The 20,764-nt window shown below is 40.2% G+C and carries 15 protein-coding genes; 5 read left to right on the top strand and 10 right to left on the bottom strand.

Features of this window, described 5'->3' with window-relative positions:
- Positions 1 to 8: 8 nt before the first annotated feature.
- From ribD to PESP_RS03860, 7 genes are all read right to left on the bottom strand, one after another.
- On the bottom strand, positions 9 to 1,142 hold the full coding sequence (ribD, locus tag PESP_RS03890) for a bifunctional diaminohydroxyphosphoribosylaminopyrimidine deaminase/5-amino-6-(5-phosphoribosylamino)uracil reductase RibD (RefSeq protein ID WP_089346855.1): 1,134 nt from the start codon (positions 1,140 to 1,142) through the stop codon (positions 9 to 11).
- Positions 1,143 to 1,144: 2 nt separating this feature from the next.
- A complete protein-coding gene (gene nrdR, locus PESP_RS03885; protein ID WP_002961761.1) occupies positions 1,145 to 1,594 on the bottom strand; it encodes a transcriptional regulator NrdR in 450 nt (149 codons plus the stop codon).
- Positions 1,595 to 1,697: 103 nt separating this feature from the next.
- Positions 1,698 to 2,954, bottom strand: coding sequence for a serine hydroxymethyltransferase (glyA, locus tag PESP_RS03880; RefSeq protein ID WP_024031685.1), 1,257 nt, complete (start codon positions 2,952 to 2,954; stop codon positions 1,698 to 1,700).
- A 270-nt stretch (positions 2,955 to 3,224) separates the two neighbouring features.
- Entirely contained in the window at positions 3,225 to 4,508 is a 1,284-nt protein-coding gene (thrC, locus tag PESP_RS03875) for a threonine synthase (RefSeq protein ID WP_089346854.1), read from the bottom strand.
- An 11-nt stretch (positions 4,509 to 4,519) separates the two neighbouring features.
- Positions 4,520 to 5,455, bottom strand: coding sequence for a homoserine kinase (gene thrB / locus PESP_RS03870; protein ID WP_089346853.1), 936 nt, complete (start codon positions 5,453 to 5,455; stop codon positions 4,520 to 4,522).
- Positions 5,456 to 5,464: 9 nt separating this feature from the next.
- On the bottom strand, positions 5,465 to 7,882 hold the full coding sequence (thrA, locus tag PESP_RS03865; protein WP_089346852.1) for a bifunctional aspartate kinase/homoserine dehydrogenase I: 2,418 nt from the start codon (positions 7,880 to 7,882) through the stop codon (positions 5,465 to 5,467).
- A gap of 229 nt (positions 7,883 to 8,111) precedes the next feature.
- A complete protein-coding gene (locus tag PESP_RS03860; protein ID WP_089346851.1) occupies positions 8,112 to 8,480 on the bottom strand; it encodes a response regulator in 369 nt (122 codons plus the stop codon).
- A 387-nt stretch (positions 8,481 to 8,867) separates the two neighbouring features.
- Here PESP_RS03860 and PESP_RS03855 point away from each other — a divergent pair, with 387 nt between their 5' ends.
- On the top strand, positions 8,868 to 10,625 hold the full coding sequence (locus tag PESP_RS03855; RefSeq protein ID WP_089346850.1) for an ATP-binding protein: 1,758 nt from the start codon (positions 8,868 to 8,870) through the stop codon (positions 10,623 to 10,625).
- An 83-nt stretch (positions 10,626 to 10,708) separates the two neighbouring features.
- The gene (gene rdgC, locus PESP_RS03850; protein ID WP_089346849.1) at positions 10,709 to 11,620 is read left to right on the top strand and encodes a recombination-associated protein RdgC; all 912 of its coding nucleotides are present in this window, start codon (positions 10,709 to 10,711) and stop codon (positions 11,618 to 11,620) included.
- Positions 11,621 to 11,683: 63 nt separating this feature from the next.
- Here rdgC and PESP_RS03845 read toward each other — a convergent pair whose 3' ends face one another.
- Positions 11,684 to 12,523: an HDOD domain-containing protein gene (locus PESP_RS03845; protein WP_089346848.1), complete on the bottom strand. Its 840-nt coding sequence runs from the start codon at positions 12,521 to 12,523 to the stop codon at positions 11,684 to 11,686.
- 292 nt (positions 12,524 to 12,815) lie between these two features.
- Here PESP_RS03845 and PESP_RS03840 point away from each other — a divergent pair, with 292 nt between their 5' ends.
- Positions 12,816 to 14,516, top strand: coding sequence for a dipeptidyl-peptidase 3 family protein (locus PESP_RS03840; RefSeq protein WP_089346847.1), 1,701 nt, complete (start codon positions 12,816 to 12,818; stop codon positions 14,514 to 14,516).
- A gap of 32 nt (positions 14,517 to 14,548) precedes the next feature.
- Here the strand turns inward: PESP_RS03840 and PESP_RS03835 are convergent, their stop codons facing one another.
- Positions 14,549 to 14,953, bottom strand: a complete 405-nt coding sequence (locus tag PESP_RS03835; RefSeq protein ID WP_089346846.1) for an HIT domain-containing protein — start codon at positions 14,951 to 14,953, stop codon at positions 14,549 to 14,551.
- A gap of 112 nt (positions 14,954 to 15,065) precedes the next feature.
- Here PESP_RS03835 and PESP_RS03830 point away from each other — a divergent pair, with 112 nt between their 5' ends.
- On the top strand, positions 15,066 to 17,291 hold the full coding sequence (locus PESP_RS03830) for a S9 family peptidase (protein ID WP_089346845.1): 2,226 nt from the start codon (positions 15,066 to 15,068) through the stop codon (positions 17,289 to 17,291).
- A 143-nt stretch (positions 17,292 to 17,434) separates the two neighbouring features.
- Positions 17,435 to 19,072 (top strand): methyl-accepting chemotaxis protein, encoded by a 1,638-nt coding sequence (locus PESP_RS03825; protein WP_089346844.1) that lies wholly within the window; start codon positions 17,435 to 17,437, stop codon positions 19,070 to 19,072.
- Between the two features lie 67 nt (positions 19,073 to 19,139).
- Here PESP_RS03825 and PESP_RS03820 read toward each other — a convergent pair whose 3' ends face one another.
- On the bottom strand, positions 19,140 to 20,675 hold the full coding sequence (locus PESP_RS03820) for a M17 family metallopeptidase (protein WP_089346843.1): 1,536 nt from the start codon (positions 20,673 to 20,675) through the stop codon (positions 19,140 to 19,142).
- Positions 20,676 to 20,764 lie beyond the last annotated feature (89 nt).

Raw genomic sequence — 20,764 nt, 5'->3', positions numbered from 1 at the left:
TCTTTTAATTAAGTGTTTGGAACGTGAGTTGTGGCGGTTATACGAATATCGTCGCCAATATTTACACATTCTTTAAAGGTTAAATTAACGGTGTTTTTCATATCCGTTAGCGGCGCAAAATTAACTAAACTTTTTGCATCACAGCCCATTAGTTTAGGCGCTATATAAAAAAGATATTCGTCTATTAACTTAAGCTCTGTCATTTTTCCAGCAAGGGTTGCACCCGCTTCTAAAAATACATTATTAAATTGCAGCTGAGCCAATGTTTCTAAAACAGCGTTTAAACTTACTTTTTCATCTAGTGCTGGCACCTCTATGTGCCTTACAAAATGCGGCCATTGCTTTGATTTATCAACCTTGGTGGTAAAAATTATTACTTCACTTTCAATTTTAAACAAAGCAAGTTCAGGCGTTAACCTATTTCGTGAATCAATTATAACACGCACAGGTTGGCGAAGCGGTAAATCTGTAGGTAAAGATTGGGGTAATTCGCTTTGACGTACATTGAGTTTTGCATCATCAACCATTACCGTATCGGCACCCGTTAAAATCGCGCAACTTTGCGCACGCTGTAATTGTACGTCTTGGCGAGCGGCTGGGCCTGTGATCCACTTACTTTGACCATTTTTTAGCGCGGTTTTGCCATCAACACTTGCTGCCATTTTACATGTTACGTAAGGCAAGCCGTGCTCCATGCGCTTAAAAAAACCTAAATTAAGTGCGCGCGCTTGCTGCTCTAGTAAACCATAAGCTACTTCAACACCGGCATCGCTGAGTATTTTAAGCCCTTTGCCAGCAACTTGCGGGTTGGTATCAACCATTGCAGCTATAACTTTTACAACACCTGCGGCTTTTAAACCTTCAGCGCACGGTGGAGTGCGTCCGTAATGACTGCACGGTTCTAGCGTGACATAAGCCGTAGCGCCTTTTGCTCTTTCGCCAGCCACTGCAAGCGCATTAACCTCAGCGTGGCCCTGCCCTGCAAGCTGATGAAAACCTTCACCAATAATCTGGTTGTTTTTAACTAACACACACCCAACATTAGGATTTGGTGTGGTTGTAAATCGCCCTTTTTTGGCAAGTTCTATGGCGCGCGCCATATACATTTCATCTTGTTCGGTAAATGGTATTTGGCTTTGCATTACTACTCCCCTAAGCGGGCAATTTCTTCACCAAACTCGCGTATATCTTCGAATGAGCGATACACAGAGGCAAATCTTACATACGCTACTTTATCGAGCTTTTTGAGCGCTTCCATAATGCACTCACCGACTAAGTGGCTTGATATTTCGCGCTCACCCGTGGCACGCAATTGCGATTTAATAATATTAACGACTTCATCGACTTGTTCGGTACTCACTGGACGCTTTTCAAGTGCGCGATTAAGGCCATTTAGAAGTTTATCTTCGTTAAATGGTTCTCGGCTGCCGTCTTGTTTTATTACGCGCGGCATAACGAGCTCTGCCCCTTCAAATGTAGTAAAGCGCTCATGGCAATCGTTGCACTCACGACGACGGCGAACTTGGTGGCCTCCGCCGACTAGGCGAGAATCAATAACTTTAGTATCTTTTGCGGTACAAAATGGGCAATGCATAACTCGGTACTTCCGTTTTAAACAAAAAAGGCCGCTAAATAGCGGCCTTTTATCTTAGCAAAAAACTAAGTGGTTGTGATCTAAATTACTGCTGCTTATACAATTAAGCGTATACAGGTAATTTTGCACAAATTGCTTTTACTTTTTCTTTAACTTGCGCTTGTACAGACTCATCGTTGATGTTGTCTAATACGTCACAAATCCAGCCAGCAAGTTCTTTAGACTCAGCTTCTTTAAAGCCACGACGAGTAATTGCAGGTGAACCAATACGCAAACCAGAAGTAACAAACGGTGAACGAGGATCGTTTGGTACAGAGTTTTTGTTAACTGTAATGTTTGCATTACCAAGCGCTGCGTCGGCATCTTTACCTGTGATATCTTTATCGATTAAATCAAGTAAGAATAAGTGGTTTTCTGTTTTGTCAGATACTATTTTGTAACCGCGTTCTTGCATAACAGCAACCATAGCTTGTGCATTTTTAACTACTTGAGCTTGGTATGTTTTAAACTCTGGTTGTAATGCTTCTTTAAATGCCACTGCTTTTGCAGCAATAATGTGACATAAAGGACCACCTTGGCCACCTGGGAATACAGCGCTATTAAGCTTTTTGTATATAGCTTCGTCGCCACATGCTGAAATAATTAAACCACCACGAGGGCCCGCTAATGTTTTGTGTGTTGTCGTTGTTACAACGTGTGCATGAGGTACTGGGCTTGGGTAAACACCCGCAGCAATTAAGCCTGCAACGTGAGCCATATCAACAAATAAGTAAGCGCCTACTTTATCTGCAATTTCACGGAATTTAGCCCAATCTACAATACCTGAGTACGCAGAAAAACCACCAATAATCATTTTTGGTTTGTGCTCAAGCGCTAGCGCTTCAACTTGTGCGTAATCAATTTCACCTGTTGCTTCGTCTAGCCCGTATTGGATTGCATTGTAAAGCTTACCAGAGAAACTTACGTGTGAACCGTGCGTTAAGTGACCACCATGAGCTAAGCTCATACCTAGTACTGTGTCGCCAGCTTCTAATAATGCTAAGAAAACAGCTGCATTTGCTTGAGAACCCGCATGTGGCTGAACGTTCGCATAGTCAGAACCAAATAACTCGTTTGCACGGTCAATTGCTAGTTGCTCAACAACATCAACGTGCTCACAACCGCCATAGTAACGTTTGCCTGGGTAACCTTCAGCGTATTTGTTTGTAAGCTGTGAACCCTGTGCTTCTAGTACACGTGGGCTACAGTAGTTTTCTGAAGCGATTAATTCTATGTGCTCTTCTTGGCGAGCAGTTTCTTTGTTTATCGCGTCAAATAACTCTGGATCAAAATCCGAAATATTCATGCTACGTTCTAACATTGGGGTCTCCTAGGGCAACGTGTATGGTGTTTTTTAGAGGCTTTATTGTACGCTTTAAACGACTCTTTGCCTACGCTCTTAAGTTGAGGATATTTAAACAGGGATTGAAACTATTTCACAGGCTTTTTAAGATGATATTTTTTTATAAATACATTAATAAATTAAATGATTTTTATTTTTAACATTTAATTAGTTAATGATGGAAGCGTGCTAATGCCTATTTTAAATAATAAAAAAGCGGCCTAAGCCGCTTAATTTTTCGCTAATAGGTTAACCTAACTTTGCCAGTATTTCAGTGCGTAACGCATCGTAATCGGCGTTAATATCGCTTGCTAAGCATGGTTTAGCTAATGCATCGCTTAATGGTTTTGGCATATCAAGTTCAATATTTAAAATCTCTTCTACGCTTTCTTTAAATTTAGCAGGATGTGCTGTTGCTAAAAATATACCCGCGGCACCAGGTGCTCTATTTTCAACAAGACCTTGGTAAGCAATCGCCGTATGTGGTTCTGCTACGTAGCCTGTTTGTTGAATATTTTTCATCACAGTTTGTGTATCTTGCTCGCTTACGCTGCTTGAATAAAAGTTATCGTAGCTAAACCAGTTATTATCTAACATTGTTTGCACGCGCGGCCAGTTATTAGGCTTACTTACATCCATTGCATTTGAAAGCGACTCAAGCGTTGCGTTTGGCGCCCAGTTTTTATCAAGCATAAAGCGCGGAACTGTATCGTTTTGATTAGTTGTAGCGCTTAGTTTACCTACTGGCATACCGATTACCGCGCCAATCATGGCGGCACATACATTACCAAAGTTACCGCTTGGTACTGAAATGTGCGCTGTTGCACGCTTTTCTTTTGGTAGCTGAGCAATGGCTTCAAAGTAGTAACACACTTGCGCTACTAAGCGGCTAATGTTAATTGAGTTAGCAGAGTTAAGGCCAAGTGTTGATTTAACTTCATCATCTAAAAAAGACTTTTTAACAAGTTCTTGGCAATCATCAAAGCTACCTTCCACTGCGTAACAATGAATATTGTTTCCAAGCGTTGTAAAAAGCTTTTGCTGAGCAAGTGAAATTTTGCCTTTAGGGTATAAAATTACTACATCTATATTTGGCTTATTATAAAAAGCGTGCGCTACAGCAGCGCCGGTGTCGCCCGATGTTGCTGTTAATATAGTTACTTTTTCACCTTGATTAAACTGTGCTAAGCACTCAGCCATAAAGCGTCCGCCAAAGTCTTTAAACGCAAGCGTAGGACCATGAAACAGCTCTAAGCAGTAAGTATTTTCTTCAACTTCTACCAACTTAACCGGAAAGTTAAATGCATTTTTAACCATTTGAGCAACCGTATCACTTGGTAACTCATCACCAATTAGGTGCGATAAAATTTTGCTGCTACGAGTAACAAAGTCCATATCAAGTAGTGCGTCTACATCTGCTATTGGCGCTAATGACTCAGGAAAAAACACACCTTGGTTGCGCCCTAGTCCTGTTTTTACCGCTTCGACGAACGACACTTTTTGAGAGTTTTCTTTTAAATTATGTAATTGCATGACTGCCTATCCTATAAAACTGTTAATTGACGCGTGCCGTCGTTATCTAATTTACAAATGTGGCAAAAGCCTTGCTCATTTATATAATTATTCTCAAGCCATGATGCACACTGTTTAGCGGCCTCTAATGTTTTACATACCGTAAATAACGTAGGGCCTGCACCTGAAATACTCACAACCTCAGCGCCTAATGCTGGAAGGTTGGCTTTTGCCTCACTAAAGCCGGTAATTAAAGGGGCACGGTATGGCTCTGCAATATCGTCTTGCATAATGCTAAGTGCATCATCAAAACGTTGCGTTAATAATAAACTACTAAAAGCAGATAAACGCTGAGCAAATTCAACCCCTGCGTGCATGCTTAGCTCTTTTGGTAATACCGAGCGCGCTTTTGCGGTATTAAGCGAAAAGCCAGGAAACGCAGCAACGTAGTACCAGTTCTCATCAACTGGTAACGCAATTGATTTATCAGGGATTAAATCGCCTGTAAGCTGCAGACCACCTAAATAACATGGCGTAATATTATCGTAATGGCGTCCACCACTAACTATTGCTTCAAAATCAGCCATTAATTCAATTAGCTCAACTTGGCTTAAATTTGTATCTGCAAACTTATCTAATGCGGCAAAGGTTGCCACTACTGAACAAGCACTAGAGCCAAGCCCTGAGCCTATTGGTAAGTTCTTTTTAAGCTCTAACTTAACACTTGACATCTCTGGCGCTACATGCGCCCTAAAATGTACTAGGCACTGATACGCTAAGTTTTCGCTTGGATCACTTGGTAATTTATGTGCGTATTCACCAGAGCAAACAAACTCATCACTTGGTGCAGCGCTTACCACGGCTACATCACCTAATAAGCTGCCATCAATTGGCGCAAGGGCTGCACCTAGCGCATCAAACCCTACTGCAAAGTTACCTATAGATGCTGGAGCATATACTTCAATCATAACCAGCTCCTAGCGCGATAATGTTTTTAATACATCAGCAAATACACCAGCAGCAGTTACTGCTGAACCTGCACCATAACCACGAATTACAAATGGGCGAGGTTGGTAATATTGGCTTAAAATTGCTAATGCGTTTTCGCCATCACGAATTACATTAAGTGCATGCGATGAGTCTACCGCTTCAATACCTACTTTACAGTGGCCTTCTTTAATAGTACCCACATAACGAAGTACTTTACCTTCTGCTGCTGCACTTTGAATACGGTCATTAAACTCGGCATCTAAACTAGGCAGTTTAGCCATAAATTCATCTACGCTATCGCCTTGTGCAAAACCTGGTGGTAATACCGACTCAACTTCGATATCGCTAAGCTCTAGCTTCATGCCGGCTTCGCGAGCAATGATCAATAATTTACGTGCTACATCGGTACCCGATAAATCATCACGAGGATCTGGCTCTGTAAAGCCACTTTCTTTAGCTTTAATTGTTGCCTCAGAAAGTGATAAACCATCTTCTAATGCACCAAACATGTATGAAAGTGAACCTGATAAAATACCGCTAAATTCAAGTAACTCATCACCTGCACCAAATAACGATTGTAGGTTATCAATAACAGGCAGACCTGCGCCTACGTTGGTCTCGTATAAAAATTTGCGGTTATTTTTTTGTGTAGCCGCAATTAAGTCTTGGTAATACGTGTATGAGCTAGTTGTTGCTTTTTTATTAGCTGCAACTACGTGAAAGCCCGCATTTAAAAAGTCGACGTATTGCGCAGCCAGTGAATCCGATGACGTACAATCTACTAAAACAGGGTTAACTAAATGGTTTTGCTTAACAAATTGCTCTACTAAATTTAAATCAAATGGTTGCTCAGATGCTGCAAGCTTTTGCTGCCAGTCACCAAATGCAATACCTTCGCTGTCTAAATGTAATTGACGCGAATTAGCTACACCATAAAGGTTTAACTTAATATTGCGTTTTTCTAGCCATGCTTGTTGGCGCTCTAACTGAGAGATAAGCTCTTGACCTACTAAGCCACAACCTAATAAAAACACATCAATTGAAGGCACATGAGTGAAGAAGTTCTCATGACATATTTTCACTGCGTCGTTACATAACTCGCCATCAATAACCGCTGAAATAGCACTTTCTGTAGAGTCTTGTGCAATGGCAACAATGTTTACTTGAGCTTGGGCAAGAGACGCAAAAAACTTAGCTGCTAAGCCTTTGTGCGCACGCATGTTATCGCCAACTAAGGTTACTATGGCTAAGTTACGCTGTACCTGTACAGGCTCAATTAAGCCGGCCTGCGATTCAAGCTCAAATGCAGTTTGAAGTGCTTCTAATGCAAGCGCTAAATCACTCTCGTGAACACAAAAGCTGATACTAAACTCACATGAAGATTGCGTAATTAATACAATTGATACGTTATCGTGAGCAAGTGCGTTAAACACTTTAGAGGCCATCCCTACTTTACCTTTCATGCCTGGGCCTGAAACGGTAAGCATAGCTAAATCTTGCAAGCTAGAAAGTGCTTTTACTGGCTCATCAGATGAATAGTCGTTACCAATTAATGAACCTTGCGCATCTGGGTTATGAGTGTTTTTAATTTCACACGGCACACCCGCTTTAGCACACGGCAAAATCGTTTTAGGGTGAAGAACTTTAGCGCCAAAATAAGAAAGCTCCATCGCTTCTTTATAAGATAAGAAATCTACTTTAGTCGCTTTTTTGATATAACGAGGGTCGGCGCTGTAAACACCGTCTACATCCGTCCAAATTTGGCAAATCTCAGCCTCTAAACAGGCAGCTGCAATTGCTGCAGAGTAATCAGAGCCATTTCGACCAAGTGTTGTAAGCTCGCCTTGTTCATCACTTGCTGTAAAGCCAGGCATAATATAAATAGTGGCCGGGTTTTCTTTTAATACCGCTTGAAAACGCGCTTTACTTGCAACTAAATCAACCTCTGCATCGATGTAACCACCTGTTGAAGCTACACAGCGCGTTGCTTCAAGGTATTGAGCATTATGAGAGCTCAATAAACTTTGCATAAGCGATACACTCACACGCTCACCAAAGCTAATTACAAATGCACGTACCTGATCAGGGCAGCACTTAATTAGCGCCACACCATCAAGCTTATTTTTAAGCTCATTTAAATCAGGCCAGTTAGTTACTTCACCGCCATTTTTTTCTACATCAGCTTTTAGTCCTTCACAACGGCTCACTAATGCTTGCCACTGCTGTGAAAAATCTAAGCCTTGCTCAGCTGCACTTGCTAGGGCAACTAACGAGTCGGTCATACCACCCGGCGCAGAAAGCACCAATAACATTTCATCTTTTAACTGTGCTTTAACTAACTGAGCTACCTGTTGTAAACATGCAAAGTCGGCAAGCGAAGAGCCACCAAATTTTAAAACGCGCATTATTTATGTTCCTCATCCCATAAAACGAAAAAAGGCCTGTGTTCTTAGTGAACACAGGCCTTTAAATTTGTTGCACCGACCTATGCCACTATCCAGTAAGAATGGTGGTTGTAATAATAATGGTCAGTACGCGATTAATAGTTTTCATAAGCTTAAGACTGCCTTAACAAAGGCTATGCTGTCAACCCTAAATTAAAAGATAAAACAGCCTTTTTTAACATGAAAAAACCTAATGAATGCCAAATTTATGCAAAACTTCGCTTAAAGCAGATTTATTAATAGGTTTATTTATAAAGTCGATAGCACCAAGCTGGGCAACTTTTTGCTTCATTTGCTGTTGAATATCGGCCGAAATAACTAAAACAAAACACTCTATTTTTTCGGCTTTTATATGCTCAAGTACTTGTACGCCGTCTACTTCAGGCATGGTGAGGTCTAAACAAAGCAAGTCAAAATGTTGAGAACGTAAAAACTCTAATGCATGCGCTCCATTTACCGCTTGCTGAACATCAGCGCTAATACATTCATTTAAACAACGCACAACTTGCTTACGCGCAACAGTGGAGTCATCACATACCAATATAGAAAATTTCATCATGTTAACTACTAAAATAACCTTCTAAAAATTATAAACAATAGCCATCCGTTGCTGTATGGATATTCTAACACGTTCCTATATCGTTAACACTTAACTTTCGCTCAGAAAGTAACACGTAAAATAAACAATAAAATCTTAAATATTATAAAGTTAAGGCAAGCTAATTAAAGTAATATATGGTTACTATAGCAACTATTTATTTAACACCGCGTTTCTTTAAAGTGCTTTTTATTAAGTTTAGTGCAATATTTTTAAACTAAAAGCGCTCAATACTCAGTCTATCTCTTTAAATTATAATTTTTTTATTTATTTTTAAAGATTTATTGACTAACTTTTAAGTTACAAATTGCAACTTAGATAAAATTACACAGGATGAGTAAATCCCCTATGTTACAAAAAAGCCTTTCTAAGAAATTGTTAACTAATGTTTTATCAGTTTATTTTTTACTTACCTTTGTGGTGACATGTGGGCAGGTGCTTGCTGAGTTTGTTAATACCAAAGACTATATACGCGATGAATTGAGCACCTTACAAAAAACCTTTAGCCGAAGTTTAACACGGGCAATTTGGGAGCTTAATACTAAACAAACAATTACCACAGCCGAAGGCTTACTTGCAATTCCAATGGTTGAAGGGATTATTGTTCGAGATGATAGCGGCGAAATAATATCGCAGCTAGGGCGCTCGCTTGATATACATAAACTTTATAACCAACAACTGGTTCAAGAAGAAGTCATTATCGAAGATACGAAATCGGGCTTATTTGGCTATACTTTTCCGCTTATTTTTGAGTTTTCAGGGCGTGCAACTCAGGTAGGCGATGTGACCTTATTCTCTAGTCGGGACGTTGTATTTAGTCGAATAATGGTATCAATTTATTTTTTAATTGGTAATGCGATGATCAAAACGACATTTTTGATCATTCTATTTTTAATGGCATTTAGAAAGCTTCTTACCGACCCGCTAACCGAGCTCACAGATCAAATTGAAAACTTAGAACTGGATGATTTAGAAGGCCAACACATAGATATTGAAACTGAAGAGCATAACGAACTAAATGTTATGGAGCAGTCTTTTAATAACTTAATAGATAAAGTAGTACAATACCGAAAAGAGCTTGAACACACGCAACGCGAACTGATTATAAGTAACGAAAAACTCGACCAGCACAATATTCAGCTTGAGCAAGATGTAGCCCGTAAAACGTCTAACTTAAGCCAAGCCATGATGGATTTACAGCAACAAAAATATGAGCTTGAAAAGCAAAAAATAGTGCTTACCGAAGAAGTTGATTTACGCAGGCACACAGAGCAAGAGCTACTTACTAAACAAAATGAACTTGAGCGTTACCTTGATGAACTAAGCCTAGCGCAAGAGCGCTTAGTAGGTACCGAAAAAATGGCCGCTTTAGGTGGCCTGGTAGCCGGTATTACTCACGATATAAACACGCCTATTGGTATTGGGGTAACTGCTATTTCGTTTTTACAAGAGCGCTTAAACCAACTTGAAGGTGCTTATAAAGAAAAAACCTTATCACCAAAAGCACTCGAAGAATTTATTAATGAGGCAAAACAAAGTACCAGTTTACTTACAACTAACTTAGATAGAGCTTCTGAGCTTATCGCAAGCTTTAAACAAATTGCCGTTGACCAAGCAAGCGAAGCGGTAAGAACCATTAATATTAAAGATTACTTAAACGAAGTAATACGCTCACTGCACCCAAAACTTAAAAAAACTAAGCACACTATTAACTTAAAGTGCCCTGATGATTTGGTTCTTAATTTACCCGCAGGAGCTATAAGCCAAATATTTACTAATTTAATAATGAACTCGCTTATTCACGGCTTTGATAATATTAATCAAGGCACTATTGATATAGATATTACAGCCGACGATACATTACTTGTTATTGACTACGCAGATAATGGCAACGGCGTTTCTAAAGAGCAGTTAGCTAAATTATTTGACCCATTTTTTACCACTAAACGTGACCAAGGTGGTAGCGGCTTAGGAACACATATAACCTTTAATCTAGTTAAACAAACATTAAGCGGTGCAATAGAAGCCGCCAGCGAGCCTGGTAAAGGTCTGCGTTACCACATTGAATTTCCAAAAAATATGCCAAAGCCATTATTTAATCAATAATGGCTTTGGCTAAAATCAGCCGTTTCGAGAACCCCATTTTATTGCTATGATTGGGCAAATTTAAAAGATGGAAAAGTTACCTTATGTGGTTTAGTAACCTGATTTGTTACCGCTTTAAGCAAGATGTTTCGTACACACAAGAAGATTTTGAAAAGGCTTTAGAGCAAGATGTATTTCGCCCTTGTGGCTCACAAGACCTTTCTACATTTGGTTGGACAAAAGCATTTGGTAAGCATGGTGACTCCCTTGCTCATTTTTCTCAAAAAAGTATTTTAGTGTGCGCTAAGCGAGAGGAAAAAGTACTTCCTGCTTCAGTAGTAAACGAAATGGTTGCCGAAAAAGTTGACCAAATAGAAGCAGAAGAAAACCGCCCTGTTAAAAAGAAAGAAAAAGACGAGTTAAAAGAAAACATTTTAACGACCTTATTACCTCAAGCTTTTAAAAAGTCGAGCTTACAGTTTGCATTCATTGACCAAGAAAATGGTTGGGTTGTGGTAAATAGTGGCAGCTTTAACAAAGCAGAAGAGCTACTCGCCCTACTTCGTAAGTCACTTGGTACATTACCTGTAGTACCTGCATTTGCTAACTACGACCTAGATGTATTTTTAACAGACTGGTTAACTAACTTTAGCACCCCAGAAAACTTTGCTATTGGTTTTGACGCAGAGCTAGAAGAAGCCGACGATAGTGGCGCGCAAGTTAAATTGAAAGGCCATGACTTGTCGTGTGACGAAGTTAAATCACACCTAGAAAACGGTAAGCGCGTAACTAAACTAGCCCTTGATTGGCAAGAACGCCTTAAGTTTATGCTGCAAAACGATGGCTCTATTAAACGTTTAAGCTACTCAGAAACGCTAAAAGAAGAAAACGCTGACATTCCTAAAGAAGATATGGCCGTTAAACTTGATGCCGACTTTATTTTAGCCTCAGAAGAAATCAAGCTACTACTTGAAGAGCTAACTGCTGGTTTAGGTGACGCCGAAGATTTAGCTTAAGCTGACAGTAGATTTTAAAAAAAAAGCACGACTTAGTCGTGCTTTTTTGTTTAGTGGTTCATTTTAGCTAAACATGTCTTTCACATCTTCAAGCATCTCGTTGTATTCATCGCTTGAGAATAACTGCATAGAAGAAATGACGCCTTTATCAATATATGTTTGCAAGGCCGCCGATTTATCAGAAACCTGTAAAGTGCCCTCTAAAATTGCACCTATACGAATAAAATCTACATAACTAACTTCTTCAGGACGATAGGTAGGATCTGCCCAGTACTTAGCAACACTAACAAACTCTTCTGGGAACTCCCAAGCTCCCATGATTGAACCACCTATTTTACCACTGAGTTTTTGTATGGCATGTGCTAAAAAGCTCGGGTTTGCAAATACTTCAGGGTGGCGCTCAGCCTCGGTTAAAATAGGTAAAACACCAATATTATAAACTAATGAGGCAAGCGTTATTGAGTCACTATTTAAAGAGGTACGCTTATTATTTTGTAAATAAAATGCCATTAATGTAATTGAGTGCCCAGCCACGTTGAGTGTTTTTTGCCACGCTTTACTCATGTACCCCTTAATAAGCTCATTATTGGACACAAATAACTGCTCCATCGCCATAGCCGTTGCAATGTTTTTAATTTGACGCAAACCAATGCGCGTAACAGCCTGCTGTAAGTTAGAAACTTTAACAGCACGGCCCATAATTGCACTATTAGCCACTTTTATCATACGCGCAGACAACGCAGGGTCTTGAGCTATAACGTCTGACATTTGCATTAAATTTACATCAGGGTTGTCGGCAGCTTGGCGTACTTTAATTGCCACCTCAGGAAGAGTGGGTAATACCAGTGTGTCGTTATTAATTCTATCAACCAATATTGTTAATAGTGCATTTTCTGTAGACATAGAACAGTTATCCTTTTGTTTCTGGGCTGCAATGCAACTGCTAACCGCTGATAATTATAATATTAGTAATATAATGAGTATTATCTAACTTACCGATAAAGTTAAGAAAATTATATAAATTAATTGTTATTGCGCTCCCTTTATCGTCCAGATGCGCCACACAACGCCAAACACTTGCTATTTGCCATTTAGTTTTGTTTTAATGCAGTCACTATAAGGAAGCGTTTGTACATTTTAGCTGCTCAGCCTATACGTACAAATTATTGAACTTACTTTTTTAACAGGCAATCAAATGATCTTAAATAAAATTAGCCAAGCTATTATGCTCTCTGGTGTTGTTTTTCTTAGTGCATGCTCAGAGCAAGCCCCATCATCAAACGACAACACAGCAGTAGAGCTAGCACAAGAAAGTGGCGCACAAGCAGGCCCAAGTTTAGTAAACATTGAAAAGCAACGTTTAGATATCTACACCGACTTTAGCCTAGAAGCCGACCTATCGCATTTAAGTGATAACCAAAAAGCCATGGTTGCTAAGCTAATTGATGCCTCTAAAATTATGGATGAGCTATTTTGGAAACAATCATTTGGTGAAAATAAAGATGCCTTTTTGGCAAAACTCAGTGATGAAAAAGTACGTAAATTTGCCGACATAAACTACGGCCCGTGGGATCGTTTAAATGGCGATGAAGCATTTTTATCAGGCTATAAAGAAAAAGCCCTAGGCGCACAGTTTTACCCTGCTGATATAACTAAAGAAGAGCTAAATAAAGCCGACGTTGCAGACAAAAAAGGCCTTTACTCACTAATTAAACGTGATGAGCAAGGTAATTTATACAGCGTTCCGTATTCTAAAGAATACGCAGAGGAACTTGCAAAAGCTGCGCAGCTATTACGCGAAGCAAGTAAACTTGCAGATGATAAAGAATTTGCTAATTACTTAAACCTGCGTGCTGATGCACTACAAAAAGATGATTTCCAAGGGTCTGATTTTGCATGGATGGACATGAAAAACAACCCAATAGATGTAGTTATTGGCCCAATAGAAACCTATGAAGACCAGTTATTTGGTTATCGTTCAGCGTACGAGTCTTACGTATTAATTAAAGATTTAAAATGGAGCGAACGCCTAGCTAAGTTTGCTGCCTTTTTACCAGAGCTTCAAAAAGACTTACCAGTCGATGCTAAATACAAACAAGAAGTACCGGGCTCAGATGCCGACTTAAACGCGTACGACGTTGTTTACTACGCGGGCCACTCTAATGCGGGTAGTAAAACCATTGCTATTAACCTACCTAATGATGAGCAAGTTCAGCTTGAAAAAGGTACACGCCGACTGCAGCTTAAAAACGCAATGCGCGCAAAGTTTGATAAAATTTTAGTGCCAATCTCTGAGCAATTAATTGTGCCAGAGCAACGCAAGCACATTACCTTTAACGCATTTTTTGCCAATACCATGTTCCATGAAGTTGCACATGGCTTAGGTATTAAAAATACCATTACCGATAAAGGCACTGTTCGCCAATCACTACAAGAACACGCAAGTGCACTTGAAGAAGGTAAAGCCGATATTTTAGGTTTATACATGGTTGAGCAGTTACTTAAAAAAGGCGAAATTACCGAAGGCACATTAGAAGATTACTACACTACGTTTATGGCGGGTATTTTCCGTTCAGTACGTTTTGGCGCATCAAGTGCACATGGTAAAGCCAATATGATCCGCTTTAACTTTTTTGCACAAGAAGGCGCATTTTCTAAAAATGACGAGGGTCTATACAGTGTAAATATGGAAAAAATGGGTGTAGCAATGGCTAAACTGTCTCGCCTAATTTTAACCTTACAAGGTGATGGTGATTACGAAAAAGTAGATCAACTAATCGCTACACACGGCGATATTAAAGAAGAGCTTGCTAAAGACTTAGAAAAACTAAGCCAAGCTAATATCCCTGTAGATGTCACCTTTAAACAAGGTAAAGACGTGTTAGGCCTTAACTAACCCAACACGTACTACGTTACTAGCGCTGTGGTTTATAACTGCAGCGCTTTTTTTAGCGCTATTATTTGCTCATCAGAATATGGCTTTACAGGGAACTTACCCCACACAGGTGCAGGCCATGCGGCATCAGTCGTAAAGCGTGCAATATGATGTATATGAAGCTGCGGCACCATATTCCCTAAAGCGGCCACGTTTAGCTTATCTGGGTTAAATACCTGCATAATAAGCTTACTTAATTTTGCCGACTCTTTTAAATACACAATTTGGTCGTCGTCGGATAAATCAATAATTTCTTTTAAATCAGGCTGCCTTGGCACTAATACAAACCAAGGGTACTGGCTATCGTTAAGCAAAAGTACTTTACATAAAGGCCAATCTGCAAGTTCAATACAGTCTCTTTTTAATTCTGGGGCTAGTTTAAAAGTAAGGTTTGTCATTATCACATCCTAGTTAATCTTTAATAATGGCCACTTTATAGCATTTATTTGCAGTTGCACACGCTTAGCTTTACCATTTAAAACAATATTTATAATAAGCTAAGGCAACCTTGTGCTAAAAAAAATAAAACACCTAACTATCGCCCTACCTCTTGTAGTTGGCGCTGTTAGCGTACAAGCAAAACCACTCACGCTAGAGCGTATTTTTGACGACCCTAGCCTATCGGGCAAATCACCTGTTCAACTTAAGTTTTCGCCAGACGGCAGCCGCGTAACTTACTTACAAGGTAAAACCGACGACTACAACCGCTACGATTTATGGGAGTACAACTTAAAAGACAACACCAATCGTATTTTGGTTGACTCTGCTAAGTTATTTTCTGGCCCAGAAAACCTCTCTGATGAAGAAAAAGCTCGCCGTGAACGTCAACGTATTTTTGGTAAAGGCATTTTAGAATACAAATGGTCTAAAGACGGTAAAGCTTTGCTTTTCCCACTTAATGGCGACTTATATTACTACTCACTAGAGGCTGCAAAAAGCAAAAAGCTGACCAACACAGAAGCATTTGAAACCGACGCACGCTTTTCTCCTAAAGGAAATTTTGTATCGTTTATACGTGAACAAAACCTCTATGCGTTAGAACTTGATTCAGGCAAAGAAATACAGCTGAGTACAGATGGCGGCGGTGTAATTAAAAACGGCATGGCCGAATTTGTAGCGCAAGAAGAAATGAGCCGTATGACAGGTTATTGGTGGGCTGGCGATGAGTCTAAAATTGCATTTACGCGTGTAGACGAAACCCCTGTAAAAGAGGCTATCCGTAACGAAATTTATGCCGACGAAGTAAAGCTATTTAATCAACGTTACCCGTTTACAGGCACTGACAATGTTGAAATTCAACTTGGTGTTGTAAGCCTAAATAATCAAAATGTTGATTGGGTAGACCTAGGCGATGATAAAGACATTTACATTGCTCGCGCTAAATGGTTAAAAGACAGCACCACACTTTCTTATCAGTGGCAAAACCGCTCTCAGCATAATTTAGAGCTGCGTTTTTATAACAGCGAAACTAAAACTCAAAAAGTCGCATTAACTGAAAACAGCGATACGTGGATCAACTTAAACTTTGACCTACACTTTTTAAAAGATAAAAAACACTTTGTATGGGCATCTGAGCGCGATGGTTTTAAACACCTTTACTTATACCGTACAAACGGCCAACTTGTTCGTCAAATTACATCGGGCGAATGGGTTGTAGATAGCCTAAAAGGTATTGATGAGAAAAAAGGCATTGTGTACTTTGCAGGACGTAAAGACACACCGCTTGAAAGCCATTTATACAGCGTTCCTTTATTTAAAAAAGGCGACACCAAACGTATTACCGAAAAAGGTAAATACCACAGTGTTGTAATGGCTAAAGATAGCAAAACATTTATTGATAATAGCTCTTCAGTCAATAAGCCAAACTCAGCTGCGCTTCGTAAAGTTAACGGTGACTTTATTACCTGGCTTGAAGAGAACAAGCTCGATAGCAATCACCCGCTAACACCTTATTTAAGCAATTTAGCTACACCTGAATACGGCACAATTAAAGCAGAAGATGGCCAAGTAATGCATTACCGCTTATTTAAGCCAAGCAATGTAAGCGATGGTAAAAAACATCCTGTCATTGTTAATGTTTACGGCGGCCCGCATGCACAACGTGTTACCAATAGCTGGCGTAGCAAAAACTTGTATTTTCAATACATGGCGCAACAAGGCTATGTTATTTTTCAGCTTGATAACCGAGGCTCTTATAACCGCGGTAAAAAGTTTGAAGATGCAATTTATAAAAACCTAGGCGTAGTAGAAGTTGCCGACCAAATTAAGGGCGTAGAATTTTTACGTACACTTGATTACGTAGACCCACAACGCATTGGTATTTATGGCCACAGCTACGGCGGTTACATGGCATTAATGACAATGTTTAAAGCGGGCGACTACTTTCAAGCTGGTGTATCAGGTGCGCCAGTAACAGATTGGGCTCTTTACGATACCCACTACACAGAGCGCTACCTTGGTCATCCTAAAAGAAACGCTAAAGGTTACGAAGACAGTGCTGTATTTCCTTATGCAGATGGCTTAAAAGGCCCGTTAATGATTTACCACGGTATGGCCGATGACAACGTGTTATTTACCCACGCCACTAAGTTATTTAAACAACTTCAAGATAACGAAAAGCAATTTGAAATGATGACTTACCCGGGCTCTAAACACAGCCTTCGTGGTAAACAAGTGCAAACGCATTTGCATCAAACCATTACTAATTTCTTTAACCGTCATTTTGATGTTAAATAATTAAACTATTTTATAAATAGACCAAAGGCTGATTGAAAAATCAGCCTTTTTTTTGCCTTAATAGTGCTTACACCTAGCTTAAACTCGCTTTTTTACTACCATTAAAACAAGCACATTGAGTGTACACACATAAGGATCAATTTATGCTAAACCTAAGACGTTTTAGTATTTTTCAGCGGTTTTCATTACTCGTTGGCATTGTTATTTTTGGCTTAATTGTATTAAGTATTTCTAGCTTAACGCATCAATATAGTTCACTCAAAAACGAGCAATACCTAAAAACACAAAATGTAGTAGAAACCGCATACAGTGTTATAGAGCATTACTATGCACTCGAACAAAATAACACCCTCACGCAAGAGCAAGCTCAAACGCAAGCACTTGAAGCTGTAAGAGCCCTTCGCTACGACAAAACTAATTACTTTTGGATAAACGACTACCAACCAGCAATGGTAATGCACCCAATCAAACCTGCACTTGAGGGCAAAAACTTAAGCAATAATAAAGACCCAGACGGTAAAGCGCTATTTGTCGATATGGTTAATATAGTTAAACAAAGCCGCGAAGGGTTTATTCCTTACAAATGGCCAAAGCCTGGTAAAGAGCAACCTGTAGATAAAATAGCGTTTGTAAAAGGCTTTAATCAGTGGCAGTGGATTATAGGCTCAGGTGTTTACTTAGATTCAATTGACGAAGCATTTAGCGAGCAGCGTAACCTTATACTTTTTAGCGCATTAATAATGATCATTGCAGTTATATTGTTTAGCTACTACATAGGTAAAAGCATATTAACCCCTACCCGACTAGCAGCCGATATGATGAAAGACATTTCACAAGGTGAAGGCGATTTAACTCGCACATTAAGCGAATCAGGCAACGATGAAATTTCAGAGCTTTCGCGCTCGTTTAACTTATTTATATTAAAAATGCGTGAATCGTTAGTTCAAGTATCGCAAAGTGCTGATGATGTAAGTACTCATGCGCACACTGTTGACGACTCAAGTAAAACAAGCCACTCGTTTATCGAACTACAAAACGACAGCTCAACACAAGTTGCTGCAGCTATGGAGCAAATGACTCATCAAATTCACGATGTGAGCCGTAATGCCGAGGCCGCAGAACAAGCTGCCAATGATGCCGCGTGTAATGCATCAACGGGTAAAAACGTGGTTGCTAATACCATTACAGCCATAGAAACGCTCTCAAGTAATATAGAAACGGTAAGCCAAGTAACCGAAGATTTGGCCAACGAAAGCAATAATATTGGCTCAGTACTTGATGTAATAAGAAGTATATCGGAGCAAACAAATTTACTCGCGCTAAATGCAGCTATAGAGGCGGCGCGCGCAGGAGAGCACGGCAGAGGTTTTGCTGTTGTCGCCGATGAAGTACGCACACTGGCGAGCCGTACAGGGCAAAGCACCGATGAAATTCAAACCATGATCACTAAATTGCAAGAAGGGGCAAAAGCTGCGGTTGAGGCTGTTAAATCAAGCCAAGCGCTTTCTGTTTCGACAGTAGAGCAAGCATCGTCAGCCGATACATCGCTTAACGAAATTGAAAGGCTGGTATCAATTATTACCGAAATGAACAGCCAAATAGCGCGAGCTACAGAGCAGCAAACACAAGCGGCTGACGAAGTTAATTTGCGTATTAACGAGCTATCTCAATCAACCGAGCAGTCATTAAATAATACCAAGCAGCTTACCGATGCCAGCGACAACCTAAAACAAAGCAGCCAAGGGCTTTCGAGTGTGGTTAATCGCTTTAAATTAAAATAACCTTTAAAAAGTAAAAGCCCTGAATAAACAGGGCTTTTTATTACATATGCGTTTTTAGCTTACAAGCTTACAAACAGTAGCGTGCAAATAAGCTTGTTACTGATGCAGCAGTTGGCTTACCGTGCTGCCAATCGCCGCCTTCAACACCGCTACCGGCAATATCCATATGCACATAAGGCAATGGCTGTTCAGAGTCGTTACCGTGTTTATCAAGCCCGCCAACTACAGCTAAAAATGCCATAGGGAACTGATGGCCTCGTGCTGTAACCGCAGAAGCCGCATTATTACTTGATAAAACATCATCAGCTAAGGTGCGCGGTTTTATAAAGTCGTAGTCTTCACGACGAGAGCGCGAAACCTCTGCGCCATCTGCCCATAAATCACCAAGGTCAGCAATTTGACGCGATGTATTAGCGCTGCGTGCAGGTCCGTTTTCTACATACGCTCCGTAAGGGCCCATTGCACGAGCCGCGTGACCCGTTAATGTTGCTACCGTAAATAACGTAGGGTTAACTTCTGTTTTAGCCAAATCTTTCATCTCGCTAAGTAGGTCACCCATTGCTAAGCGCCCTTCTGCGTCGGTATTACCTATGCGTACACGCACGCCTTCACGGCTAGTAATTATTTCATCTGGTACAAAACAATCTGAGCCAATAGAATTACGCACAACGGCTAAATAAGAAATGACTTTAACGCCTTTAGGCTGATAATCAGCAACCGCTTTCATAAAGCCTGCAACTGACGCAGCACCGCCTTTATCACGGCTCATACCTGCCATGTAACCGCCTACTTTTAAATCTGCACCGCCTGTGTCGTATACTAAACCCTTACCTACAAACATAAGCGTGCGGGTAACTTCGCCTTCAGGTACGTATTCAAGCTTTACAACGCGAGGGTGATGGCGCTCTACTGCGTACGATGCGCGTGCAACCGTACTTAGCATTGGGTAGTTTTTATCAATTAAGTCTATGTCGTCAATTACGTCAACACTAACGTTTGAGCCTTTAAAAAGCTCCACGCAGTAATCGGCAAAACGAGGAGGCGCCATACGCTCTGGTTCAGTACCACATAAATCACGCGCAGCATATTGGCCTGCAGCAATCGCGTTAACCGCTTTTACTGTTTGCTCACTTGCGTCAATTAAACCAATTTGCGTAATTGGCTCAATGCTTTCGCCGTGATATTCACGGGCTTCAAGTGGTTGCCATAAAGCTTGGCATGCGCCTAAATAAGCAACCTCTAGTGCATTTTGGTAACGTTCATCAGCATGTAAGTTTGGTAAGTAAATAGCAGGGCTAACACTACCCGACGCTTTAGCTTCATTTATAGCTAGTTTAGCTGCATCAAAGTAGCGGCGAACATCATCGTAATCTCGGTTTAATGGGCCTGTTGGCGCAAGAATAACGCGTGTATTTTCAATAACTAAAAAGGTAACTTGCTTACCAATACGAGAGTCTACTTTAGCTTGTGCGTTTATAGCATCGCTTAGTGAATTATTAGCTAACTGAGAAAAGTCATCACTAATAATAATAAGTGCATCGTGAGAAGAAGAGTCAAGGCTTGCACTTAAAGTAAGTGCAGCAATTGCTTGAGGATATGCCATAAATAAGCTCCTGTTAAAAACATAAGTGCCTATTATCGTCGATATAAAAACACAAAACCAGCCAGCTGCGATAAGCTAATTTTGCTCTG

Source organism: Pseudoalteromonas espejiana DSM 9414 (assembly GCF_002221525.1).
Taxonomy (GTDB): Bacteria; Pseudomonadota; Gammaproteobacteria; order Enterobacterales; family Alteromonadaceae; genus Pseudoalteromonas; species Pseudoalteromonas espejiana.
Note: the sequence above shows the minus strand (reverse complement) of the source record. Positions and strands in the feature narration are given on the sequence as shown.